Below are 24,177 nucleotides of genomic sequence, written 5' to 3'. Positions count from 1 at the left end.
GCACCGGCCGGCGCCGGCGTCTTCGACTACAGCGCGGGCGTCTTCCCAGCCGCCGTCTACCAGAATACAAACTATTTCCGCGACGTCGTGTTCGCCCCATCCAACGTCATCGCGCTCCTTAACACTTCTACGATCTACGTCAGTGAAGCGGCCGGCACGGCCACCATCACCGTCACACGCTCCGGGGACCTCCAGTCTCAAAACACTGTTGAATACACGACGAATGAAATCGGCACCGCCGAGACTGCGACGGCTGGATCGGACTTCATCCAGCCCACCTTCAATGGTCGGACGAACACCGGCCAGATCATCTTCGGACCGGGGGAAAGCACCAAGAGCTTCACCATCCCCATCGTCAACGATCAGCTTACCGAGGGCAACGAAACGTTCGCCGTCGGGCTTCAAAATCCCGGCTCCGGATCCCTCGGAGCCCCACGCACTGTGCTCGTAACCATCATCGACGATGACGCACCCGCCAAGATCGCAATGGCTGACGTTGTGGTGAGTGTTTCCGAGAATAGCCCGACGGCGACGATCACGCTGCTGCGCAGCGGGAGCGTCAATCAAGCAGCCACGGTCGGTTTCACGACGAGCAGCGGCAGCGCACTCGCAGGATCCGATTACACCACCTCGTCCGGCGCGGTGACATTTGCTGCTGGTCAGGTGAGCCAAACCATCTCGGTGCCGATCATCAATGATACGACGCCTGAGAACGACGAGACTTTCACGGTCACCTTGAGCAACCCGACGGGTGCCACTCTCGGCTCTCAGGCGACAACGACAGTGAAGATCCTGGATAATGACAACCCCGCTCTCGGCAATCTGGTGGGCGAGACGGCCGTGACGGGACTGAACCAACCGGCGGCGATGGACTGGACTCCCGACGGCCGCTACATGTTGGTCGCGCAGAAGGACGGCGTGGTCCGCGTGGTGGACAACGGCACATTGAGATCCACTCCGCTCGTCGACCTTTCGGGCGAGGTAAATGATTTCGGTGATCGCGGGCTGCTGGGGATCGCGGTTAACCCGAACTTCGCAAGCGACCACTATGTCTACTTGCTCTACACTTACGATCCGCCTGAGACGGCGGGCCAGAGCGGTCTCGCGGCCGCCGATCAGGGCGGCAACCGACCTTGTCGTCTGGTGAGAGTCACTGTCGACCCCAACACAATGATTGCAGATCCGTCCAGTGAAGTGGTGCTGGTCGGCAAGAACAGCATCTGGGCCTATATCAGCCGCCCCGACGCGAACAGCGGCGGTGATCTCAGCATCGTTCCTTCCGGGATCGTCAACGGCACCACGATCACGGCTCCCGCGAGTCAGATCGAGGTAGGATCGCAGGACAACGATCCGGACAGGGCCGGCATCCAGAACCAGAACATCCGGGACTATCTTGCAACCGACAGCGATTCGCACTCGATAGGTGCGGTTCATTTCGGCCCCGACGGCTACCTGTACCTGACGGTCGGAGATGGTACATCGTACAACTTCGTCGATCCTCGCGCAGTGCGGGTCCAAGACATCCACAATCTCTCGGGCAAGCTCCTGCGGATCGATCCTGTTACGGGCGAGGGAGCGCCCGGAAATCCGTATTATCAGGCTGGCGATCCAAACAGCAATCAGTCGAAAGTGTTCTACTACGGCGTCCGCAACGCGTATCGCTTCAGCTTCGATCCCGTGACGAATCTGCCTGTGCTTGGAGATGTGGGCTGGAACAACTGGGAAGAGATCGATACGGGGCCAGCCGGCTCGAATTTTGGATGGCCCTACTTTGAAGGTCCGAACAAAACCGCCAGCTACCAGAATCTCTCCCAGGCGATCACCTTCTACAACAATGGCAACCGCAACAATTTGTCGGACCCGGCTGCCGTGTTTCCGATCTTACCCCTAAGCCACGGTGCGCCCGACAACGCCCATGTGATCACCGCGGGAGATTTCTACAATCAGAACACCATATTCTTCGACGACGTCTACAATGGAACAATCTACGCCGCGACGTTGAATGCAAGCCGGCGGGTCGCAAGCGTCCAGTTGGTGGACAATGTACAAGGCATTGTGGACCTGCAAAAGGGGCCCGATGGTTGGCTCTACGGCGCCGATATATATGACGGCACGATCCGACGTTGGGTGGACCCCTCGGCCGCCGCCGGGAACACGCTGGGCCTCGCGGCGTCGTGACGGGCGGCGCCCTGGAGAAGGCGCCGCTTGTGAGACTTGTTTAGGTCCACGACAGAGCCGAGGGCACTTCGGCTCCCGAAAACCTGCGGATGCGTGCACTTGCATGCTTCGGCTCAAGCATCCCGCCGGCGCCAGCCCAGCGCGATTCCGGCCGCGCGGTAGGAGTCATGCTCCTGGACGGCCGATCGTCGCCCACAGCCGGCTGTCGCTCGGCCGTTGCATGCGGACCCAGCGATATAGCACCTGCGACCAGGATTTGATCTGGGGCGTCAGATTGTCGAGGACCAGATCGCCAGTCCTGGCGCGCACCACCAGCACAAGGTGATGGTCTCCAGAACTGGTGACCACCTCGCTCAATAGCAGGACCCGCGCGGGCCAGCCGCGCTGCAGCAGTTCATGACGCTTGCTCACTGCGTAGTCATTGCAATCACCGCGATCGGGGTTAACGATCCACTCCTCACCTGCAAGGCCGAGTTCATTGGGCTGCGGAGCAATGGCGCGGTTCACGGCGCTATTGACTGCTTTCAACTGCGCCCATCGCCCCTTCGTCAACCGGATCGGCCCGCCGCGGAAGAAGCGCCGCGGGCGACATTCGGCCTCATAGCGCAAGCAAAACACCGAATAACTGAAAGGCGGAAGCGTCGGGCGTCCCAGCTCGACATGTGCAAGAGCCGCTTGCGGAACCCCTGGCACGGTCAACAATGCAGCACGCGCCCACTGAGCGCCTCCGATCATGACAGCTACAACTGTCGCGACGACCAGTCCCGAGGTCTGTTGCATCTGCCGATCCCCTGAGATCGCCAACTAAGGTCCGGATTCACCGGTCAGCGGGGCCGCCCCGGTCTTGGGAGCGACCAATCGTCCAGATTATACTATTTAATTATAATTAATTTAACTGGCAATATTAACTTTATCATTTAAATCGGCGCTGATGTCGCACGTAGACAGCCGGGATTGCGCGCGGGGCCCTGCCGGAGGAAAGAATGAAAGGGGTTGAGAAGTTCTGATCGGCTCGGGTGTCCCCGATGGAAGGGACCGTCAAGGACGGACCGGGACATGCTTCGAGCATCGAGCGCCATGCAACATCTCAGCGCCACATATAATTTCAATTGCCGATTTGATTATTCGCCGAGACCGGATCTTCAAACAATACTTCTTCGGGCAGGACAATTTCATATGCCGGATGAGCTACTCGTCGTTCTGGGGCTGAAGCCACGATACTCGTCTTCGACGCGGCAATGACCCTGTACGCTAAGCGAATGGATGTGCTGAGCGGACGGTCGTTCGAGCGATCCGTAGTCTCGCCCACGGATAACAGGCATCCACTACGGCGATCCGTCGAAAGCCGCGCGATCTATTGCAGTTGATCAGGAAGTGGGTCGATCTCACCGCGCTCGCCCCACCAAATCTCTTGCGCCGACCAGACATTACCAGAACGCCGCGGTCGAGCCTTCAAACCAGACCGCAGGCTCCGTCCTGGCTTGTGACGCGCACTCGTCGGCCAGCCACGCCCGCTGCGGATGCTTCCAGCCGCCCAGCGGTGCCTTCCTTCAGAGGCTAATCGCAACGCTGGCGCCCACGGATAGGGCGCCAGCCCGAATTCGCGCAGTCGAGCGGTACTATCTTCCCGCGAAGAGTCAGCGCTCCTTGAATGCGCGCTCCGCCTGATCGTGCAGCGGCTTGAGCAGGTAGGATAGTGCTGTACGACCTGCCGTCTTGATGAAAACCTCGACCGGCATGCCGGGCAACAGCTTGGCCGACCCGAGTTTCGCCAGCTCTTCCGGCTTCAGCAGGACGCGGCCCGTGTAGTAGCTCGTGCCGGCGCGCTGATCCTGGGTGATGTCGGCCGAGACCATGCTGACCTCCCCGTCGATTTCGGGCGTGGTCTTCTGGTTGAACGCCGCAAAGCGCATTGTCGCGGTCTGCCCCATATAGACCTGGTCGATGTCGCGCGGTGCGATCTTGACCTCAACCGCAAGCGAGTCCGCATCGGGCACGATCAGCATGATCTGCTCGCCGGGAGAGATCACACCTCCAACGGTGTGCACGCTCAGCTCGTGGACGCGGCCGGTTTGCGGCGCCCTGATATCGATCCGATTCAATTGATCGACCGCTGCAGTTTTGCGCTCGCTCAGCTCGGAGAGCTTCGATCGCGTTTCGATCAGATCCTTGCCCACTTCCGTCCGCAGGTCCTGGTCGATCTGAATGATCTGGAGTCCGATTTCGGCGATCTTGCCCTTCGACTGAGCAATCATTCCTGCCAGTTGGCTGCGCTCGCCTTCGAGGCGGGCGGAATCGCGCTCGAGGGAATTGAGCCGCGTGATCGGCACCAGGTTTTTTTGCCAGAGACTGCGCACGCCCTCCAGCTCCTGCCGGATAAATTCGACTTCCTTCTGCTTGGCCTCGGTCTGCCCCGTAAGGCCTTTGATCTCGTTTTCCAGCTGCGCGCTTTTCTCCTGCAGCTGCGCTTTTTGGCCGCTCCGCGCCTGACGACGCAGCTCGAAGAGCTTTCGCTCCGCAGTAATCGCACGGCTCGCCTCGGAGTTGCTCTCCTTGGCGCGGTCAAGCAGCACCTTGGGAAAGACAGCCTGCTCGGCGCCATCGCGCTCGGCCTCCAGACGAGCCTGCCGCGCGAACAGCTCATCGAGGCTGTTGGTAACGATGGTGGCATTCGCGAGCGTCTGCGTCTCGTCGAGGCGAATCAAAATATCCCCTGCATTAACCCGCGCGCCCTCCCGCACGCGCAACTCTCCCACGATCCCGCCAGTGGAGTGCTGAACCTTCTTGACGCTCGAATCCACCACGACCACGCCTTGGGCGATCACCGCGCCCGACAGTTGGGTCGTTGTCGCCCAGCCGCCGACCCCAAAGGTTACCAAACCAAACATGATCATACCCACGATCATGTAACGCTGGATGGATTGCATCGCCGGCGTCACCTGGCCATTCATCGGCCACCTCCTTGAGCTTCCGCGACGACCTTGAGCGGTGTGGGATTTCGCAACACTCTCTTGAGGACCTCCTCTCTCTTGCCGAAGGACTGCACCTTGCCTTCCCCGAGGCACAAGACATGGTCCACACCTTCCAACGCCTTCGGACGATGCGCAACAACGGCGACAATTCCGCCTCGACGGCGCACGTTCAAGATCGCTTCGGTCAAGGCGTCCTCGCCCTCGGCATCGAGATTGGAAGAGGGTTCATCAAGTACGACCAGGAACGGCTTGCCGTAAAAGGCGCGCGCGAGCCCGATACGCTGCCGCTGCCCTGCCGACAGCGCTAACCCTCCTTCGCCGATCTTCGTGCCGTAGCCGTCTGGAAGCGAGAGGATGAGATCGTGCGCGCCAGCGGCATGCGAAGCTTCCAGAACTGCGGCGGCCGTTCCCTGCGGATCGAACCGTGCAATGTTCATTGCAATGCTGCCGTCGAACAATTCGACGTCCTGAGGCAGATAACCGATGTGCTTGCCGAGGGCGTCCGAAGACCAGTGATCGAGCGAAGCGTTGTCGAGCCGGATCCTGCCTCGAATGCACGGCCACACTCCCACCAGCGCGCGTGCCAACGTCGATTTGCCGGACCCGCTCGGACCGATGATTCCGACGGCTTGCCCGCTCCGCAGCTGGAACGAAACTTCACTGACGGTGGGCCTCTCCGAGTTCGGGGCACCAATATAGAGGTGCTCGGCAGTGAGAGTTTCAACGGGCGCAGGCAATGCCAACCGCTCCTCCTCGCGAGGCAGAAGCTTCAGCAAGTGATCAAGCCTTTGCCCCGATTGCCGCGCGGCGACGAATCCTTTCCAATTCGCGATGGCCATTTCGACGGGCGCCAATGCTCGTGCGGTGAGGATCGAACCGGCAATGATGATGCCGGCCGTGGATTCCTGATTGATAACGAGGACGGCGCCCACGGCAAGAACCAGCGATTGCAAGATCGCCCGGAAGAGCTTGGAGGCGCCACCGAGTCCGTTTGCGACATCGCTTGCCTGCTCATGGGCCGCGAGGTACTTCGCGTTGACATCCCGCCAACGTAAGCCCGCCTGTTGCCGCATGCCCATGGCCTGCAGGACCTCGGCATTTCGCCGCCCTTCGAGCGCCAGTGCGGTCCGCGAGACGGCGAGACGCGAGGTTGCCTTTGCCGGCCCTCGCGTACGTGTTTCCGTAAGGATCGTAATGCCGACTAAGACCAGCGCGCCGGCCAGCGCAGTCACGCCAATCCAGAAGTGAAACAGGAAGCAGATGCCGAGATAGATCGGCATCCAGGGGAGATCGAAGAGCGCAGTCGGCCCTCCACTCGACAGGAAGCTGCGGACCTGATCAAGGTCCCGCACCGGCTGCAAGCCATCGCCATCGGCCCTCGTCTTCAAGGGCAGGCGAACAAGCGCGTCAAATATGCGAACGTTGAGCCTTTCATCGAAATACCGCCCGACCCGTGAACTGATCCTGTTCCTGACGAGGTCCAACCCACCCTGAAACAGGTAAAGTACCGTCGCCAGAACCATCAAGGCGATCAGCGTCGGTATGCTGCGCCCGGGCAGCACCCGATCATAGACTTGCAGCATGAAAAACGAGCCGGTGAGCATAAGGAGATTGCTCATCCCGCTGAAGGCCGCGATGGCCCAGAAAATCCGGCGGCAAGACCGCAGGAAAGCCGACATCTCTGACTGCGACTCGTCATAATCCTCCGCCGGTCGGGGTCGACCAGCGAATATCTGTTGCCGCAGGGCTTCGACCAGGCGCTTTGCCCAGCCGATCAGTCGCGGCGTCCGCAGTTCAGCGTCATCCGCCCACTGTCGACCGGCAGACCATAATCCTGATAGATGCATAAGTGGGATTCGATAGGAATTCGCAAGCGGGGAGATCCCCCCCGGCCGTTCAGAGAAAGTCATGACACCCGCCCTTGAAATAAGCCTCGGAGATCCGCCAGAGATCCCCGAGGCAGTTGTTGAGTACTACTCTGTGTGGTTGGCCCGTCCCTTATGCGAAGTGGAAGTCGTGGCTGGTCAGCGCATCTAGCTTGGTGTTCTTCAGCGCGAGCGTGTCGCTCCCCGTCGCGATCACGACGTCCTGGCCTAATTGGGCCGCGTGGGAGAGTACGCTTGCAAAACTGTCGAACACACCCTTGCTGAACTCGATCGTGTCGTGCGCAGGACCGCGGGCAACGAAGTCCTTGATGACGTCGTGGCCGAAGTTCGCGCCGAACACGAAAGTGTCGGCCTGGCTGCTGCCAACGAAGATGTCATCGCCTGACGTCCCCTTCAGCGTCGTGTTGCCTGTTGAGGCGACGAGCGTACTGCCCGAAGTGGCAACGACCTGACTGGTGCTGTCGGATACGGTGGACGACGCAGCTGCGGTGGAAGTACCGATCTGCCCGTCACCGTTCAAATCCTGATGGAAGCTCGTCTCCAGCGATTTGAGGCCAGAGTCCGTACCCGACACGGACCCGCCCGACGTCGAGCCGGTCAAGGTGCTCACATGGGAAACGTAGTTGCCGTTGTTGTCGGTGTTCCAGGCCGTGTACTGACCGGTGCTCGCCTCCTTCCAGGCAACTTGGTAGCCCGCCGCTGTCTTCTCTGCAGCGATGGGAGCCCAGGTGCCATCTGACCCGTCAACAAAATCCGCACCGCCATACTTCAGCGAGGGACCCGTTCCGGTGCTGGTGCTCAGGTAGTACTTGTCGCCGCTTTCAACGAGACGTGTCGCACCGGCCGACTCGATGACAGTGCCAGCAGTCGACGTTGGCGATGTCGGTGCCGCTGCACTGGAAGCACCGATCTGTCCGTCACCGTTGAGATCCTGATGGAAGCTCGTCTCAAGCGACTTAAGGCCGGAGTCCGAACCCGACACCGAGCCGCCCCCCGTGGAGCCGGTCAGGGTGCTGACATGGGAAACGTAGTTGCCGTTGTTGTCGGTGTTCCACGCCGTGTACTGACCGGTGCTCGCCTCCTTCCAGGCAACCTCATAGCCCGTCGCTGTCTTCTCTGCAGCAATGGGAGCCCAGGTGCCATCTGACCCGTCAACAAACTCCGCACCGCCATACTTGAGCGAGGGACCCGTTCCAGTGCTTGTGCTGAGGTAGTATTTGTCACCGCTTTCAATGAGACGTGTCGCACCAGCTGACTCTATTACGGTGCCAGCTGTCGGGGACGTCGGTGTGGTAGGCGATGACGGCGCGGACGGCGCCGAGGTGCCGCTTGTGCTAGCCGTGAAGGTGGTGGATGCCGCGCCGGTGTTGCCTGCCGCGTCTGTTGCCGTCGCGGTAAGGCTGTGCGAACCGGCGGCAAGGGCGCTGCTGGTATAGCTCCACGCACCAGTGCTGCTGGCTGTCGCAGTCCCGATCTGGGTCGCGCCGTCGAACACCTTTAAGACGCTGCTCGCTTCGGCACTGCCCGACATTACCACCTGATTGGCGGTGTTCACCGTATGGCTGGCAACGGTCGGCGCGGTCGGCGCCTTGGTGTCGACGGTGATTGCCAACGCGGACGACACCGCGCTGGTCTGCCCCGACGTGTTGGTCGCCGTTGCGGTGAGCGTATGCTTGGCGTCGGTGAGGACCTTTGTGATGTAGTCCCAACTGCCGCTTGAATCCGCAGTCGTCGAACCGAGCTGAGTCGTACCGTCGTAGACCTTGACCGTGCTGCCGGCCGCAGCGGCCCCCTTGAGCTCGATGGTATTGTCGTTGGTGATCTTGTCGCCAGCAGTGCCGCTATCTGTCGAGAACGACCCGACGACGGGAGCGTCCGGTGCCACCGGGGCTGTCGAGCCCGAGCCGCTATTCGCCGATGTGTTGAGGGCCGAGATAAGTGATCCGCTGTCATCGACGTTGCCGGTGTAAACCGGGGAGTTGCCGGTGAACGCGGTCGGGCCCCAATAACCTCCACCCATGTGGTTGTTCGTGACCACCACACCAGTGACCGATCCGCCGTCGAACTGGGACGAGCTGTAGATGTTGTAACCGCCGCCGTACAGCAAGTTATTGTCGACAACAACGTTCGAGACCGGCCCGAAGTAGTTGTCGATCATGATTGCCGACGTTTGGGTATGGTCATTGATGACCGTGTTGTGGCGGATGGTGATATCGAAGTTCTTCCCGTCGATCGAAATACCGTCGTAGTGCGGAGATCCCGACGCGATCATATCGTGGATGTAATTATCCTGGATGAGGGTATTCCCTCCATCCACCCCGATCCCATTTTCGACGTTGTAGATGTTGTTGGCGATGAACTTCCCTTGTCCCATGATTCCGTAGTCGCCGTCATTGCCTGAGCCGACGCCATTGATCTCATTGTGCTGGACCACCGCTCCGGTCACGCCCGTCGCAACCCGCACGGCGTAGAACGCATCCGTCGTCACCTTGCAGTTCTCCAAGGTGACATTCGGAGCGTTGATGAAGACCGATCCATGAATGTCGAGGCCGCTGATCACGGCTCCCGCCGTGTTGATGACGAGATCCCCGTAGTAGGGAGTGAGGGTCACGCCCGCCGACACTCCAGTATTCGTAGCATCAGGCCAAGCAGTTGTCGTTGCCAAGATATTACTCTCCTTCGCAGTTAAATCGAACGTGCAGTGCACGTAGGCGCGGGTATCCCCAAAGGTCGCGTCCGACCGGTGTCATGCTCCACCGGCGGGGGCTTTTTTGGGACGAGATGGCGGCACCACTTGGGTCATTCTTTGGGTACAAGCTCGGCTAAATTCAATCACGATTAAAAAAAACCGAAGCAACTCCGCCATGTAGGCTCCGAGAGGTTGCGGGTGTTCGGACGTTGCCACAAGAGCACACCCGGATTTATTCACTCCTATCTACGCAGGCATCGGCACAAGCTGCGTCATCACCAGTGAGCCGTCAGCATTATCATATTTAATTTGCGATATATAATGTCTGCCTTCGCAAAATGGCTCGCCGCCAGGAAGCCTCTGACTACGAATGGCGTTGGAATCGAGCCACTCGATCTGACGGGCCTCGTGCGAACTCGTCAGCAGAGCTCGGCCGGGTGCTGCGCATCCTCTGGCGGCACTCACCTAAGATGTGGCGGTCGAAAGCGTCGAGAAGCCGTTTGAAGCACCTGATGTTGCCGGCCATCCTGCTGCGTAGCCGCTGTATCTTTTATGAAGCGCGCGCTGAGTCGTCGCGCTCGTGCGATCGACCGCTGAGGCCAGACTCGCTGCATTGTCGTGGCAGGGCGAGGCCCGAAGATGCAGGCTTTCTCGGCCCGGCAAAGGCAGCCGGGTTCTTACGGCCTTGGCGACCTCGGCATGGGCGCCTGGTCTGGACGGCCGAATGACAATGGGTCACAATATTCTCGTGCATCAGTGGAGTGTTGTTAGACCCGCAGATTGTCCCCATTTTCTCTTCATTCAGCTCGGAAGTCATGATCCATGCACTATTTCCGCAAGTCTGTTTACAGAACACTCGATTTGATTTTGACGCCCGTCGTTTTGCTTTTTGCGCCGCTTGCAGTCCTCCTGAGCCGCCTTCGTGATCGGGCTCCCTTGTCGAGGTCGGTCTGCGACAGATTTCAGTTCGCCATTGTGCGGCATCACTACTACGAGCCCATCCTTTTCGCGAAAGACCTGAAGCGCGATCTTACTCTTCCGAGAGAAATTGCCGGACTGGACTTGAACGAAGCGGCGCAGCTTGAGCTGGTCGATCAATTTAACTACCGCGACGAACTGCTCAAAATCCCAACCGTTCAAAAGGGCCCCGGCGAATTTGGGTACCACAACGGCTCGTTCGAGCCTGGAGACGCCGAATTTCTTTATGACATGATACGTCACTTCCAACCCAAACGGATAATTGAGGTCGGAAGTGGCAATTCGACCCTCATGGCCCGCCTCGCGATAAAGGCGAACAGGGCGGACAATCCGGGCTACGAATGTGAGCAAATCTGTATTGAGCCGTTCGAGCAACCGTGGCTCGAAGCGGCCGGTGTGACGGTCCTGAGAAAGAAGGTCGAGTGCTGTCCCGACAGCCTGTTTGAGACTTTGGACCAGAACGACATTCTGTTCATCGATTCCTCCCACATCATCCGGCCGCAGGGCGACGTCCTGCACGAATATCTGCACGTGCTCGGTCTCCTCCGCCCCAACGTGATCGTCCATGTCCACGACGTCTTCACGCCGCACGACTACCCTGCTCAATGGCTACTTCGCGATCGCTGGCTGTGGAATGAGCAATATCTTCTTGAGGCCTTCCTGAGTTTCAACGCACATTTCGAGATTATTGGCGCAGTCAACTGGCTTGCTCGCCATCACGGAGCCAGGCTGAACAACGCGTGTCCGGTTTGGATGCGCGAACAGTGGCGCGAGCCAGGCTCATTCTGGTTCCGGCGGCTGAATAAATAGGGGACCTGAGTGCGCCGATGACTTACCGGGGACCGGCGGGGCGGCCTGTCACGTTGTCCACATTTTCTCGCCAGACCGGGACGTTCTTCACAATCGAACTATAGCCCCACTTCCCTCTGCCCATCCGATTCTTCGTGAACGAAACTCCCTCGACCGATCCGCCGTTGAATTGTGCAGAGCTATAAACCGTGTATCCACCGCCCATCAGCAGGTTGCCGTCGACTTCGATATTTGAGATCGGCCCGAAATAATTATCGATCATGACCGCCGACGTCTGCGTGTGCATGTTGATGACCGTGTTGTGCCTGATAACGATGTTGACGTTGCCGCCATCGATCGAAATGCCATCGTAGTGCGGAGAGCCTGAAGCAAGGAGATCGTGAATGTAGTTGTCCTGGATGAGCGTATCGGACCCGGACACACCAATTCCGTTTTCCACATTGTAGATGTTGTTTGCGACGAACGTACCCTGGCCTACTATGCCGTAAGAACCATCATTGCCTGAGCCAACGCCGTTAATCTCGCAATTCTTGATCACCGTGCCAGTAATACCGGGCTCGATTCTCACGATGTAAAACGAGGCAGAAGTCACCCTGGAGTCGATCAACGTTACGTTCGGTGCCTTGATATAGACGCGGCCTTCGATGTCGAGGCCCGAGATGGTTGCGCCGGCCAAGTCTGCCACAACATCGCCGGAAGGCGTCAGCTTCACATTCGCACGCACCCCTGTATTCGTTGCGTTGGGCCACTCGAACGTGGGTATCTGATCGCGCTCGGCGGCGCGCGCAACAACGCCAGCTACTCCGAGGCTTGCGGCCGCAAGCAATAAAAGCGCCTGAATCAAGCTTGATTGCCGCATCTGGAACTGCCCCCTACTTGCGTTCGTTACTGGGCCATCCGCTCCTTCGGCCGGCCTATTTCGCCCCTCAATCCGGCGACAAGTCCTTCGATCGCTGCGCGACTGTTGTTTGGCGCTCCCTGCAGCAAGAACCTGAGTGCATAAAGGAGGGAAACCGCAATTCGAAGAGGCACCGACCACGGAAAATGTCGCCGTACAAAGCGAACGCAATTGCGGTGCTGGAGGTAAACGGAGAGTACTGGTATGGCCGATGAACCTCTGGCCGATCCCGTCGTCGTACCTCGCTTGTGGACGACGATCGAATCGGCCGCGTAACCGAGCCCCAAATGTCTCGCGCGAAGTCCCCAATCCATATCCTCGTAAAACAGGAAATAGCTTTCATCCATCATACCGATCCGCTCGATGCACCAGCGGGTCACATACATCGATGCCCCCGAAGGGCTATCCATCGCGTCTTCGATGGCGGCGATGTTGCAGGACACGTTGAGAAGGTCTCCGAGGCCGATGGCAACGTCCCTCGCCGCCAGCTTCTGCCAGGAGAGCCCGCCGCGGAATCTCACGTGATCGGCGTCCAGGCTGTCGAGAATGGTGCTGCCCACCATCGCCTTTCGGCCGGACTCCGCCCGTTGGTGTAGCGCCGCCAGCGCAGACTCGGTCGGCTGGGTGTCCGGATTCAAGATCCAGATGGCCCGCCAGGTGGGTATCGCAGAGAGCGGACGCAACCACGCGTTAATCCCGCCCGCATAGCCCAGATTGTCGGAGGCGCACGCAACCCACACATTTGACGATCTTGCTCGCAGAACCAGGCGTTCAACGTCGGTAAATCGGTTGGTATCGCAATCTATCCCGATTCCCGGAGATTGGCCCCGCAGGCAAGGGCCTCCTTTGCTGATCAGGGCGTCAACAAGGCGGTGATAGGCATCATCACCGCCATTCTCGCAAATGAAGATGTCGAAAGCCGGCGAAGCCGTCGCACGCGACAGCGCCAGCAGACAATCAACGATGTCTTGTGAGTTGCGATAGCCGACGATAAGCACCGCGACCTCGGAAACCAGGTCCTCCGCCAGCCCATACGAAGCATCTGTTTCGCTGGCCTTCAAGCCGATCGTCATGGGGCTTACGCTCCGAGCATTTAATAGATAATATATATTGTCGTAGCTTTAAATAGTCGGCATTGCAATCTGATTTATCCGGTTTAATCTTGAGATATCGATGGCCGCGCGTAACCTCTGCCTTGGCAAGGTCCTATCGTCATGAATTTGAAGCCCTTCGCCCGTTTCGCATATGCGAACATCCCCGGCGTTGCCGCCGCGCGATTTGCATTTAAGGACGCGGCGGCCTCCTACCTTGCAAAACCCGAGTACGGTGGCGCGACTTGGACCGCTAGGGTCGATGGATTAATCATCGACATCGGAGCGAACCGCGGACAAAGCATTCGCGCGTTTAAGAGACTCAGGCCTCAATCGAGCATTGTCGCCTTCGAACCCGAACCGGTCTCGGCCGAGCGGCTCAAAAGCCGGTTCTCCGGAGATCGGTCCGTCTCGATATTCGCCTGCGCTCTAGGGGCCAAGCCGGGCACCATTACATTCTTCGTTCCTTCATACGGTTGGTGGGCTTGCGATGGTATGGCGGCGACCTCCCGCAGGGCGGCCACCGAGTGGCTGAGTGATTCCGGCCGCATGTACCGTTTCGATCGGTCCAAGCTAACCGTGGGCGAACACAGGATCGAATGTCGCACGCTCGATTCCTTTGCCATGTCGCCGTCCCTGATGAAGGTCCACGCTCAGGGAGCCGAGTTGGAGATCCTGCAAGGGTCGGAGCAGACGCTGAGACGGCACAAGCCAGCACTGATGTGTGCCTTTGCATCGGACGAGCTTTCGGAGTTCGTTTCCGACATCGGCTATCGGCCGCACATCTTTCAGAACGGACGTTTCGAGAGGGGAGTGGCGCCGCGTTCAGTCACTTTCACGTGGTATTTGACTGACGATCACAGCCGCAGCGTTCAGGTCGAAGAAACTGGGTCACCGAGCGAGGCGGTTCTCTCATGAGCGTCACGGTTGCAGGCAGCGATTACGGCCTGACAAGTACGGCTTTGCCGAGAGCCTCCGAGCGGTCCAGTACGCTGCCGGCTTGGCTGCTGCTGATCGGACTCGTTCTGCCAGCAGCACAAGTCCAACTGTACCTCGCCGACGCGAAATTGACGATAGGTCGGATCGGTATCCTGCTCCTCATAGTACCTGCGGTGGCAAGACTAGCCAGGGTTGGTCGTCATACACTCGCCTCGGACTATCTTGCATGTGCCGTCGCAGCATGGATGTTCGCAGCCGCTTACTACACGAGCGGGCCGAGTGCGATTTCATCGACCGGCGCCGAGAGCCTCGAGTTTCTGGGCGGTTATCTTGTCGCGCGCGGGTTTTTCTTCGGACCAGCGGCAATTTACAGCTTCATTCGACCATTCAAGATTGTGACTGCCTACATCGTCCTGCTGGCGCTTTTCGATAATCTTTCGGGTCGGCTCATTGTTCAGGAAACGTTTTCTGCCGCTTTCGGCAGCTTTGCGCCGCTCTCGCCCGACTTTAGGCTTTATTGGGTAAGAGCTGCCTCGACATTCGACCACCCAATTCTGTTGGGCACCTACTGCACTGTCGCCTGCGGCATCTTCCTGTTTTCGGAACAACGCCCGTTGTCAAAGATGCTCTGGGCGAGTCTTTGTGTTTTCGGCTGCCTCTTGTCGTTGTCCTCCGCCCCGCTATTGTCGTGTCTCATTGTCCTGATGCTCTACCTTTATAATACGGCACTGAAGGAATACCCTGGACGATGGCGCGTGCTGCAGCTGTGTCTTGTTACGATCGTTGTCGTGATCATGGCCGTGGCCAATCACCCGCTTGGCTGGATCATCTCCCACCTGACCTTCGATCCCGTGTCGGGATACTTTCGAATGCTGATCTGGGACGCAGCTACACAAAAGATTATGGAGTCTCCTTTTACCGGGTACGCATTCGGCCCGCTCAATCACGACATTCTCGATACCACGATCGACTCTGTATGGTTGGTGTTTTCGCTTCGGTTCGGGATTCCGATGATTGTCCTTCTTGTCTTGACAAACGTTGCGAGCATCCTACCGGCGAAAAGTCGCTTCACGGGCATAATGGAGGATCCTCGCGCGCCAGATCTTCGCATCGCGTTGACCATCGCAATAGTGATGCTCATGTTTACCGGGCTGACGGTCCACTACTGGAATTACCTCTGGATATTTTGGGGAGTATGCATCGGCATTAGGGCGTCGCTGCGCGAGTTCTCGATGTACCAGGTCTAGCCTTGCCAACCGGCCAAACACGCGGATTTCGTAGCTGCGGCATCCCAAGCAATTCGCAGTCAGAGCGGAAACGCCGATTGCAGAACGGCCCGAGACGCCTCAGAGCCGATTACGGCGACCTTAGACGCTTGATAGCCGGCCGTACCAACTGCCATCCGCGCAATCCCAACTGCCGTTTGCAGGCGAGAAGCAACCAACGACGCGATCTCGTGACCTTGGGGTCCAGCTTTGACGCAATCGCCGAAAGGCGCTCCGATAATTCAACGTCTCCGTCGTTGAAGGCTCGGCTCGCGCAACTGGTCGCGTCGAGCGCCAGATGGCTTATCAACCACGACCGAAGATAATTCACGTCTGCGAGCACCGGGGCACAGCTATCCAGGAAATGCTCAAACGCCAGTTTGCGTTGAAGGAAGTCCTGCTCTGCCGAATATCCGCCTGACATGTTGGTTGAATGTCGTCGATACACAGCCTGGATCGCATCGATAAAGCCGACAGGACCATGCGCCGCGAACCGCAACCACATCTCCATATCACCGCTGTGCGTCAAGTCCGGTAAGTATCCTCCCACCTTCTTCTGCAGGCTCGTTCGCACTATCACGCTCGGTGCGATCACTATATTTCTGGCGCCCCCGATTTTTATGAACTCTCGCCCGGAAAGTATCTTTGTACCAGGCCCAAGTTCCGGAGGCGGTGCCACGATCTCCTCGTGACCTTGATAAAGCGCGACCGCGCCGCCAAACGTGAGGCCGACCGAGGGATGCTCATCCATCAGTCTCGTCGCCCTCTCAATTGCACCGGGCATCAAGTAATCGTCCGCGGACAGCAAAATCATGTAGTCCGCAGCGGCCCAAGCGATCCCCTCATTGAAGGTGGCGATGTGGCCTTTGTTGGCAGAATGCCTGCGAAACTCGACCCGAGGATCTGCACGAACCAGTTCTTGCGCAACCTGGGGCGTACTGTCCGTCGAAGCATCATCAATGATCAGCACCCGCAACTCGGGTCCGCACTGCTTCAAGAGGCTGTCGACGCATTCCTGGAGGAAATGCCCATACTGAAAACAGGGAATGATCGCATCGACGGAACTCACGGCGTGTCCATTCCCGCCAAAGGCCTCTGGAAAGAGCTTTCCATGATTCTTGGGATTCTTGGGCCCCACGTCACAATGTTGCTTACCCACTGCAGACTGACCATTCATCAAGCGCGCAGCGACACACTTGATTGTACATCGCAGTTGCGGCAAAGATAATTCCGTCCATTTAATTGGCTTTTTGGTTTTGCGCAATATATGTTTAATATTTAATTTTCGTGCTACTTCTCAACCTCAGCACACCCAGACGGACGGCATTTGAACGAATGGCGGGTCTCAGTCAAAACGACCTTTCTTTGCGAGGGCGTGCGACACTTTGGGCACAGCGAAACTCCTGGCGGTTGCCGGGAAGCGTTAGGCGTATCGCAAAGAAACTGTTCATTAGCAGCGAGTTGGCCTCCGGAAGCGACGATATTGTCGACGACTGGTCGAAGCCACTCCTGCCATACCATGCCGCGGTTGCGCCGAATGCACCGGCGGCGCCCGCCTCGATTCCGACCAGCAGCGTGTCGAACCCAAACGAGCTTCTCGTGTCGCCAGGCAGTGTGCATTGCCTCATCGTCACTCCGGTGCTCGACGCCGGAGGCCTTGATGAATTTGTCGCCTTTCTCGCGCGGCGCCTGCCCCACTTCGGATTTCGCGTCACCGTTATGTGCGCAGATTCATCGTCAGCGCCCGTCGGACAACTGTTCACGGCATTGCAGGGGGAAGGCACAGCCGTTCTTGCCGCCTCGCCCAGCGACGCTTGCTTATGGATGCAAGCGAATTGTCCTGACGTCGTCAGCGCGCACGATCCGCCCAGCTGGCTTTTGCGGGCGGCTAGTGACGCCCGCGTTCCAATCGTCGAAACGCTCCACGGCGTTCCAACTCCCATAAGCACGGATTGGACGGAAGAGCGCCAGAGATCGAAATTCGTTACCTGCTTTGTGGCGGTCAGCGAGCTCGTGAGGCGTCAGTACCTATCAGGCAATCCGTCCTATCCCGATCGCGCCATTATCACCATCCCCAATGCCTTCAACCAGACACATCGCCCGCTGGTGAACAGATCGGAAGCCCGCGCCTGGCTGGGCCTCAATGATGAATTTCTCTTCCTCTCGCTTGGTCGTCACACGGTTCAGAAGAATGCATACGGCCTGATACGGGCGTTCTCCGAAGTCGCAGAGGATGACCACAAGGTTCATCTGCTGATCGCCGGCCGCCTGGACGATGCCGTGTACACGCGGCAGGTGCGCACTCTTCGCGATAAGATGCCTTGCAGGGAGCGAGTTCATCTCCGGCACTCGTTTCCAGATCCGTCCATCCTGCTAGCCGCCGCCGATTGCTTTGTTCTGAACTCCTTCTTCGAGGGATGGTCATTGGCCTCCATGGAAGCCTTAAGCGCGGGCTTGCCCACAATTGTGAGTGACGTCGGCGGTGCGCGTGAGCAACTCGGGATGGACGGTAGCCGCGGATTCGTGGTAGCGAACCCGGTTGGCGATCCCGAGAGCGCGAATTGGCACAGCTCGAGCCTTATGCGGTTTCAGCCGCAAAAAAACATGGATGAACTCGTCTCCGCGATGAGGTCAGTCATCGCACGCCGAGACTATTGGTCAGGGATACGCGGGCAACTGTCTGCGGATTCAAAAAGCCGCTTCGATCCCGTCACATGCTCCAAGCGGCATGCGGAGGTTCTCCTTTGGGCGATTTCACGATCCATGATGAAGGGTGAATTCGCGGATTGTGGTCGCCTGTAGTCGACGCCCCCGACGAGTACTGCGCGCTGCGAGACTGGGGGGCCACCTCGCAATCATCACCCCCCGCTATCCCGTCAGTCGGCCTTCTTCCAATTGATCTTCGGCTGCGCGGTAAGTTCACCAATCGGCTCACCCGCCATAATGTATTGCTTTGCCAAGTGATGGGTCAGGAACCCGAGGGTAAGTCCATCCAACATCTTGGATTTTGGACCTTCAAGGCCTGTAACCAGACCATCTTTGATTATCAGATTTGAATCGTTCAGAAGCTTGACGGCGGTATCTTCGACAAAGAACTTCAAATGGGTGCGGTCAAGGATTCCCGAATCTGCGTATTCAAATCGACGCTGGAAAAGCAGGGGAAGGGTCACGCTCAGATGCGCGATGTTCGGAACGGAAACAATCACGCGCCCACCATCCACGAGAAGGTTTCTCGTGATGGCCTGAAGCGTACGAGTTGGATCCGGGACATGCTCAAGGACATCAAGCAACAAGATCAGGTCAAATTTGCTTGCCACCCGCGATATCAAATGGTCGATGTCTCCGATGATCGCGACATCGGCATGCTCTTGCAGGTCGGCCTCAAGTGCTGGATTGAGCTCGACTCCGCATGTCGTGGCAGCGGGGTAGATCGACTTAAGCCAGATCAGAGTGAAGCCTGCGCCAGGTCCTACTTCGAGTATCCGAGAGGCGCGGCCGGGCAACAACGATCGAATCTCGCGACGAGAGCGGCTGTAGTAGTTCTTTGCAGCCGAGCCCTGCGGAGCACCATCGTGTCGCTGCATCTCACCGACTTCAATTCTTTTGGCGGCCTCCAAGCTCATTGAACGACGCTCCCTCTGGAAACCTCCATTTGCTCCATTCCGTGATCTTCGCGGAAGAACCGCTTTCGCGATTCCTGCCTTGTGGCGGTCGCAACAAGGTTGGATGCAATTATGGGGGACAGGAGTTGCAACATTGGACTGATTCGATGCGGAGCGCACCTTTCGATCTTCTCGATCGCCAGACCGGCCCCCGCACACCAGCCTTGAATTTTTCCGGCCGTCGTGTTGTGGATTCCAACGGCCTCGAAGCTCCCCCAGTGTTGAAAGACGTTGCTGGTCTTCGCGCATTCCCAGGCGTAACGAAGAGACGGTCGATTTGGCACACTTATGATTACCCTTCCGTCTGGAGCCAAGAGATCGACAAGTAGCCTAAGCAGATGTACCGGATCGCGGACGAATTGCAAAACATCGACGAGAAGCAGCCGGTCAAATCGCTCGGCTGCAATTTTCGCTCTCGCCGTCAAGACGTCCCCTAACACCACCTCGGCCCCGAGCTGGGCCAGGCCGTTGCCCACAACGGGGTCGAGGGGCACAGCCACCACGCGGTTTCCTCTCTCCAGCAGTCGGCGCTCGTTTGCAGCGGAGCAGGATCCAATCGATAATACGGCTGCGCTCTTCGGTACGCCGGACAACACTTCGTCCCTGGCCGGTTCGTAATAGTCCTTTGAATACATGCTATGCCAGAGCTTCGTCTCGGCACTGAATAGCGGAACCGCGTTGTTTCCTTCACGCGCGATCTGCATCAGAACGGATAGTTGTGCATCCAATTGCTGGCGATCGACGCCGAGCCGGTTGATATATTTGTTCGGTAGATGGTGGGCCGAGAAATCATCGATATTGGAAATAGGTATCAACTTCTTGAAACCACACTGCGTGTATGGATCGGTCGCAGCAGTGCACGGCAGATCGTACTTGCCTTCGTGAGGTCCGACCAAAAACCCACCGGACGCAATTGCTCTCGCAAGCTGCTGCTGCGTGAGCACATAGCTGGCGGCATGCTCGTTGGTAAAATGAGCAAGGTAGTAATTTCCCCTGATCTTTACCGACGTACAGTCCCAGTGGAAAGAGCCATGGGCCTGCGGATAATTCAGCTCGCCGTTTGACGCTTTCTCGACGAGCATTAGTCCGGCAACTTCGTCCTCATTCAAGACTGAAGTCACATCGAGAAATGCCCTGATATTCCTTTCAGTTATCAGGATATCGTCTTCGGAATAGATGAAAAGGTCGTACTGATCAACTCGCGCTGCAAACAACTCCTTGTGCGCGAACGGAAGCGACCAGGGATTCTTATTGGGAAGACCAACGACACACTCGATGTCTGCGGCTGGCTTCTTGTCAATGTTGGATATGATCACGACGTCCACGTCGAACGACATGGACCGGTACTCGTTGATCACTCGATCGAGGTAGGCGCTATTGGCCGTCCCATAGCTCGCGATCACGACCAAAAGCCGCAATGCCTCTTGATCGGCGGTCCCCGAGGTCATCGTTCCAACTCTGTCCGCACCGCAGCGGCCACCCTCAAGGTATCCTCCAGGTCCATCTGTGCATAAATGGGCAGCAAGATCGACCGATCCTGGGCGAGTTCGGATTGACGCAGATCCTGCCCCTGGGTGAGGCTCGAATAGGGCTGCTCACGGTGGGCGCACATGATACCGCGGCGGGTCGCAATGCCCTTATCGAGCAAATGTTGCATAACAATGCGTTGGTCGAGGCGGTCAGGGAGACGTACGCAATAGCTCTGCCAGTTGGATCTGGCCCACGCCGGTTCGCTTGGTAACCGCAGACCGTCCAGATTGCCCAGCTGTTCGGAATACTTAGCGGCGACCGCTCGCCGGCGTGCCACCAGTTCTGGAAGCCGCTCGAGCTGCCTTCGCCCAATTGCAGCTTGCATATCGGTCATTCGGTAGTTGTAGCCAAGAACGACGTACTCCTCGAAGATTACGGACGACGAGTTGTGACGCACTGTATCGGGAACGCTCATACCGTGCTGGCGCAGCAGCTTGAACTTGCGATCAAGCTCGGCATCCGCGGTGGTGAGCATCCCACCCTCGCCGGTCGTGATCACCTTTCGTGGATGAAAGGAAAAGCAGGCAATGTCTCCATGCGGCTTGCCGATCGGCTCCCATTCGCCGTTCATCCGGATCTGCGATCCAACGGCACAGGCCGCGTCCTCGATCACCGCGATCCCGTGGTGTCGCGCCACGGCGATGAGCGCTGCCATATCACACGGCATGCCCATCTGATGGACCACGATGATCGCGCGCGTGCGCTCGGTGATGGCTTCCGCCAGCCGAGCGCAATCCAAATTGTAGGTCTCCGGATCAATATCGACAAAAACCGGAGTGGCGCCCTGATGTCGGATGACATTCGAGGTCGCAATGAAGGAATGGCTGACAGTGATCACCTCGTCGCCGGTGCCGATATTCAACGCTGCCAAGGCGAGTTGCAGGGCGGTGGTGCAATTGGAGACGGCACAGGCGTACGGCGCGCCAACAAACGTAGCGAACTCGCGCTCGAACGCCGCCACCTGCGGACCTTGCGACACCCAGCCCGACAGCACGACCGCGCGCGCAGCGTCGGCTTCTTCGTCCGCAAGCAGCGGCAGCGCGATCGGAATCACGATGCCGCCGCCTGGCGCTGGTGGTCCGCAGCGAGTTCGCGTTCGGATCGCCACCATTTCACGAGTTCGGCGAGCCCCTGCTCCAGAGAAACGGTGGTGCGGAAACCCAGCAAACGCTCTGCCTTACCGGTCGATGCCAGCCGGCGCGGCACTGGATTAACCGAGCGTTCCGGCCCGAATTCGGGTGTCAGGCCGCGGCGTCCCATCACAGACGCAAGCATCGTAGCCAGCTCCGCCAGGCTGGTCTCAGTGCCGCTTCCAACGTTAAAGACCTCATCGGTGATCTTTGACCTGGCCGCTAGGATGTTGGCGCGGGCGATGTCGCGGACGTGAACGAAGTCCATGGTCTGTTGCCCGTCACCAAAGATAATCGGAGTCAATCCGGCCTCCAGCCGCTCCATCCAGCGTATCAAGACCTCGGTATACCGTCCGTGGAGGTCCATCCGGCTGCCGTAGACATTGAAATACCGAAAGGCCACATAGTCGAGGCCGCATACATCGTTGAACGCCCGCAGGAGGCCTTCGTTAAACGCCTTGGCGGCTCCATAGAGAGTTCGGTTGTTGTACGGATTCTGCCGCTCGGTCGTCGGAAACTCCTCGGCCATGCCATACACCGACGCCGACGACGCTGCGATGATCTTCTGGATATCGTACTTGATGCACAGCTCCAGCAGGTCATAGGTGGCATCCACCATGACCTCCTTGGCAAGGCGTGGTTCGGCCGCACAATGAGTGATGCGGAGTGCGGCCTGGTGAAAGACGATATCGGCAGCCTTGACCAGCGCATCCATCAGCTTGCGATCGCGTATGTCGCCATGAACCAATCTCACCGGCCCACGCCCGAGCGCGCGCCGAAGATTTTCCGGCCGGCCTCTTATCATGTTGTCTATGGCAACAATCTCGATACAGCCCTCGTCGCAGAGCAGATCAACGATGTGGGAGCCGATGAATCCCGCCCCGCCGGTGACCAGAACGCGCTTTCCCTTGAGATCAATCAAGACGCTCTCCTGTTGTGCGACCATGTCATGACGTTTTGTGGATCTTCTGCTCGGTCGCTGACCACTCCGCTAGGCCGCCGTGCCGCCGCGTTCCTCAATGTGGAGACAACTTCGACCGCCTGCTCCGGCAGCAATTCCGGATAAATTGGAAGAGAGAGGAAGTCGTTCGCCAGCATCTCAGTGACGGGAAGATCACCAGCACGATAGCCGAGTTCTGCGTATGCCGTCTGCAGGTGCACCGGAACGGGATAGTGGATTCCCCCTGCGATGCCGGCGTCACGCAATAGCGTCAGCGCCTCATGGCGGCGCGGCGATCTGACCGCATAGACGTGATACACGTGACGGGCGTACCGGGGTGGTTGGGGACGAGCGAATGGGAGATCAGACAGCAGTGCATTGTATTGGTCAGCGAGCGACCGACGCGCTTCCGTCCAGCGCTCAATGTAGTCCAGCTTGACGTTCAGTATCGCGCTCTGAATTTCGTCCATGCGATAGTTGTATCCGGGAATGACGTGATTGTATTTCGTCTCCTGTCCCCAATCCCGCAGCATTGACACCCGGCGCGCCAATTCAGGCCGATTGGTTACGACGGCCCCGCCTTCGCCAAACGCTCCAAGATTCTTGCCCGGGTAAAAGCTGAAGCATCCCATATCGCCAATCGAGCCTGCGCGACGTCCGCGGTATTCCGCGCCATGCGCCTGTGCGGCGTCCTCGATAACGACCAGACCGTGACGACTCGCGATCTCCATGATCGGATCCATGTCGGCCATCAGCCCGTGGAGATGGACCGGCAGGATCGCTTTGGTTCGTGGTGTTATCGCAGCTTCGATCGAGCCGGGATGCATCGTCCATGTTAGCGGGTCAACGTCGACAAACACGGGCCTCGCGCCGCTGTAGAGAATGGCTGCGGTTGTCGCGACGAACGTCATGGATACCGTAATGACTTCGTCACCGGGTCCGATGCCGGCCGCCAACAAGGCAAGGTGAAGCGCCGAAGTTCCGCTGTTCACCGCGCGGCAATGGGCGGCCCGGCAATACTCCGCAAAGCGCTCCTCGAAGACAGCTACCTCGGGGCCAAGCACAAAGTGCCCGCTGCTGACGACCCTCGCGACCGCCGCGTCGATTTCCGGCTTGATCGCGCTATATTGGGCTTTCAGATCCAGGAAAGGTATCAAGATTCAAGACCTTTTGTTGGGACCAACATTATAAGCCAATTAACTAGCGATG

The 24,177-nt window shown here is 58.4% G+C and carries 17 protein-coding genes; 5 read left to right on the top strand and 12 right to left on the bottom strand.

Going from position 1 to position 24,177, the window contains the following annotated elements:
• Positions 1-2,178, top strand: a 2,178-nt coding sequence (locus ABIC03_RS21730) for a Calx-beta domain-containing protein (RefSeq protein ID WP_354060858.1), incomplete at its 5' end; no start/stop codon positions are given.
• A 165-nt stretch (positions 2,179-2,343) separates the two neighbouring features.
• Here the strand turns inward: ABIC03_RS21730 and ABIC03_RS21725 are convergent.
• From ABIC03_RS21725 to ABIC03_RS21710, 4 genes are all read right to left on the bottom strand, one after another.
• A complete protein-coding gene (locus ABIC03_RS21725) occupies positions 2,344-2,958 on the bottom strand; it encodes a transglutaminase-like cysteine peptidase (RefSeq protein ID WP_354060856.1) in 615 nt (204 codons plus the stop codon).
• Between the two features lie 857 nt (positions 2,959-3,815).
• Positions 3,816-5,129: an HlyD family type I secretion periplasmic adaptor subunit gene (locus ABIC03_RS21720; protein WP_354060854.1), complete on the bottom strand. Its 1,314-nt coding sequence runs from the start codon at positions 5,127-5,129 to the stop codon at positions 3,816-3,818.
• The gene (locus ABIC03_RS21715; RefSeq protein WP_354060852.1) at positions 5,126-6,829 is read right to left on the bottom strand and encodes a type I secretion system permease/ATPase; all 1,704 of its coding nucleotides are present in this window, start codon (positions 6,827-6,829) and stop codon (positions 5,126-5,128) included. Before ABIC03_RS21715 ends, ABIC03_RS21720 begins: the two co-directional genes overlap by 4 nt.
• A gap of 319 nt (positions 6,830-7,148) precedes the next feature.
• A complete protein-coding gene (locus ABIC03_RS21710; RefSeq protein WP_354060850.1) occupies positions 7,149-9,647 on the bottom strand; it encodes an Ig-like domain-containing protein in 2,499 nt (832 codons plus the stop codon).
• Between the two features lie 900 nt (positions 9,648-10,547).
• On the opposite strand from ABIC03_RS21710, the gene ABIC03_RS21705 reads away from it, so the two are divergent.
• Entirely contained in the window at positions 10,548-11,513 is a 966-nt protein-coding gene (locus ABIC03_RS21705; RefSeq protein WP_354060848.1) for a class I SAM-dependent methyltransferase, read from the top strand.
• A 22-nt stretch (positions 11,514-11,535) separates the two neighbouring features.
• On the opposite strand, the gene ABIC03_RS21700 is transcribed toward ABIC03_RS21705, so the two are convergent.
• Both ABIC03_RS21700 and ABIC03_RS21695 read right to left on the bottom strand, forming a co-directional pair.
• Positions 11,536-12,372, bottom strand: a complete 837-nt coding sequence (locus ABIC03_RS21700) for a right-handed parallel beta-helix repeat-containing protein (protein ID WP_354060846.1) — start codon at positions 12,370-12,372, stop codon at positions 11,536-11,538.
• Between the two features lie 26 nt (positions 12,373-12,398).
• The gene (locus ABIC03_RS21695) at positions 12,399-13,484 is read right to left on the bottom strand and encodes a glycosyltransferase family 2 protein (RefSeq protein WP_354060844.1); all 1,086 of its coding nucleotides are present in this window, start codon (positions 13,482-13,484) and stop codon (positions 12,399-12,401) included.
• A 141-nt stretch (positions 13,485-13,625) separates the two neighbouring features.
• On the opposite strand from ABIC03_RS21695, the gene ABIC03_RS21690 reads away from it, so the two are divergent.
• Together ABIC03_RS21690 and ABIC03_RS21685 are read left to right on the top strand one after the other, a co-directional pair.
• Positions 13,626-14,420 (top strand): FkbM family methyltransferase, encoded by a 795-nt coding sequence (locus ABIC03_RS21690; protein WP_354060842.1) that lies wholly within the window; start codon positions 13,626-13,628, stop codon positions 14,418-14,420.
• On the top strand, positions 14,417-15,688 hold the full coding sequence (locus ABIC03_RS21685) for an O-antigen ligase family protein (RefSeq protein ID WP_354060840.1): 1,272 nt from the start codon (positions 14,417-14,419) through the stop codon (positions 15,686-15,688). Before ABIC03_RS21690 ends, ABIC03_RS21685 begins: the two co-directional genes overlap by 4 nt.
• 109 nt (positions 15,689-15,797) lie before the next feature.
• Here ABIC03_RS21685 and ABIC03_RS21680 read toward each other — a convergent pair whose 3' ends face one another.
• Entirely contained in the window at positions 15,798-16,775 is a 978-nt protein-coding gene (locus tag ABIC03_RS21680; protein ID WP_354060838.1) for a glycosyltransferase family 2 protein, read from the bottom strand.
• Between the two features lie 266 nt (positions 16,776-17,041).
• Here ABIC03_RS21680 and ABIC03_RS21675 point away from each other — a divergent pair, with 266 nt between their 5' ends.
• Positions 17,042-18,508, top strand: a complete 1,467-nt coding sequence (locus tag ABIC03_RS21675) for a glycosyltransferase family 4 protein (protein WP_354060836.1) — start codon at positions 17,042-17,044, stop codon at positions 18,506-18,508.
• Positions 18,509-18,582: 74 nt separating this feature from the next.
• Here ABIC03_RS21675 and ABIC03_RS21670 read toward each other — a convergent pair whose 3' ends face one another.
• The 5 genes from ABIC03_RS21670 to ABIC03_RS21650 are packed head-to-tail and all read right to left on the bottom strand — an operon-like array spanning position 18,583 to position 24,125.
• Positions 18,583-19,329, bottom strand: a complete 747-nt coding sequence (locus ABIC03_RS21670; RefSeq protein ID WP_354060834.1) for a class I SAM-dependent methyltransferase — start codon at positions 19,327-19,329, stop codon at positions 18,583-18,585.
• Positions 19,326-20,816 (bottom strand): class I SAM-dependent methyltransferase, encoded by a 1,491-nt coding sequence (locus ABIC03_RS21665; protein WP_354060832.1) that lies wholly within the window; start codon positions 20,814-20,816, stop codon positions 19,326-19,328. The genes ABIC03_RS21670 and ABIC03_RS21665 overlap by 4 nt, the downstream gene beginning before the upstream one ends.
• Positions 20,813-22,009 carry a DegT/DnrJ/EryC1/StrS family aminotransferase gene (locus ABIC03_RS21660; RefSeq protein WP_354060830.1) on the bottom strand — a complete coding sequence of 399 codons (1,197 nt, stop codon included), beginning with the start codon at positions 22,007-22,009 and terminating at the stop codon, positions 20,813-20,815. Before ABIC03_RS21660 ends, ABIC03_RS21665 begins: the two co-directional genes overlap by 4 nt.
• Positions 21,949-22,974 carry an NAD-dependent epimerase/dehydratase family protein gene (locus ABIC03_RS21655; protein WP_354060828.1) on the bottom strand — a complete coding sequence of 342 codons (1,026 nt, stop codon included), beginning with the start codon at positions 22,972-22,974 and terminating at the stop codon, positions 21,949-21,951. Before ABIC03_RS21655 ends, ABIC03_RS21660 begins: the two co-directional genes overlap by 61 nt.
• Positions 22,947-24,125: a DegT/DnrJ/EryC1/StrS family aminotransferase gene (locus ABIC03_RS21650; protein ID WP_354060826.1), complete on the bottom strand. Its 1,179-nt coding sequence runs from the start codon at positions 24,123-24,125 to the stop codon at positions 22,947-22,949. The genes ABIC03_RS21655 and ABIC03_RS21650 overlap by 28 nt, the downstream gene beginning before the upstream one ends.
• Positions 24,126-24,177 lie beyond the last annotated feature (52 nt).

The sequence above is a fragment of the Bradyrhizobium sp. RT6a genome (genome assembly GCF_040547675.1).
Classification (GTDB): Bacteria; Pseudomonadota; Alphaproteobacteria; order Rhizobiales; family Xanthobacteraceae; genus Bradyrhizobium.
This window is presented reverse-complemented; position numbering and strand designations above follow the sequence as displayed.

Bases quoted from the DNA above. Each gene is read 5' to 3' on its own strand.
- ABIC03_RS21725 (WP_354060856.1), bottom strand. From the start codon at position 2,958: ATGCAACAGACCTCGGGACTGGTCGTCGCGACAGTTGTAGCTGTCATG.
- ABIC03_RS21720 (WP_354060854.1), bottom strand. From the start codon at position 5,129: ATGAATGGCCAGGTGACGCCGGCGATGCAATCCATCCAGCGTTACATG.
- ABIC03_RS21715 (WP_354060852.1), bottom strand. From the start codon at position 6,829: ATGTCGGCTTTCCTGCGGTCTTGCCGCCGGATTTTCTGGGCCATCGCG.
- ABIC03_RS21705 (WP_354060848.1), top strand. From the start codon at position 10,548: ATGCACTATTTCCGCAAGTCTGTTTACAGAACACTCGATTTGATTTTG.
- ABIC03_RS21700 (WP_354060846.1), bottom strand. From the start codon at position 12,372: ATGCGGCAATCAAGCTTGATTCAGGCGCTTTTATTGCTTGCGGCCGCA.
- ABIC03_RS21695 (WP_354060844.1), bottom strand. From the start codon at position 13,484: ATGACGATCGGCTTGAAGGCCAGCGAAACAGATGCTTCGTATGGGCTG.
- ABIC03_RS21690 (WP_354060842.1), top strand. From the start codon at position 13,626: ATGAATTTGAAGCCCTTCGCCCGTTTCGCATATGCGAACATCCCCGGC.
- ABIC03_RS21685 (WP_354060840.1), top strand. From the start codon at position 14,417: ATGAGCGTCACGGTTGCAGGCAGCGATTACGGCCTGACAAGTACGGCT.
- ABIC03_RS21675 (WP_354060836.1), top strand. From the start codon at position 17,042: ATGGCGGGTCTCAGTCAAAACGACCTTTCTTTGCGAGGGCGTGCGACA.
- ABIC03_RS21670 (WP_354060834.1), bottom strand. From the start codon at position 19,329: ATGAGCTTGGAGGCCGCCAAAAGAATTGAAGTCGGTGAGATGCAGCGA.
- ABIC03_RS21665 (WP_354060832.1), bottom strand. From the start codon at position 20,816: ATGACCTCGGGGACCGCCGATCAAGAGGCATTGCGGCTTTTGGTCGTG.
- ABIC03_RS21660 (WP_354060830.1), bottom strand. From the start codon at position 22,009: ATGGTGGCGATCCGAACGCGAACTCGCTGCGGACCACCAGCGCCAGGC.
- ABIC03_RS21655 (WP_354060828.1), bottom strand. From the start codon at position 22,974: ATGGTCGCACAACAGGAGAGCGTCTTGATTGATCTCAAGGGAAAGCGC.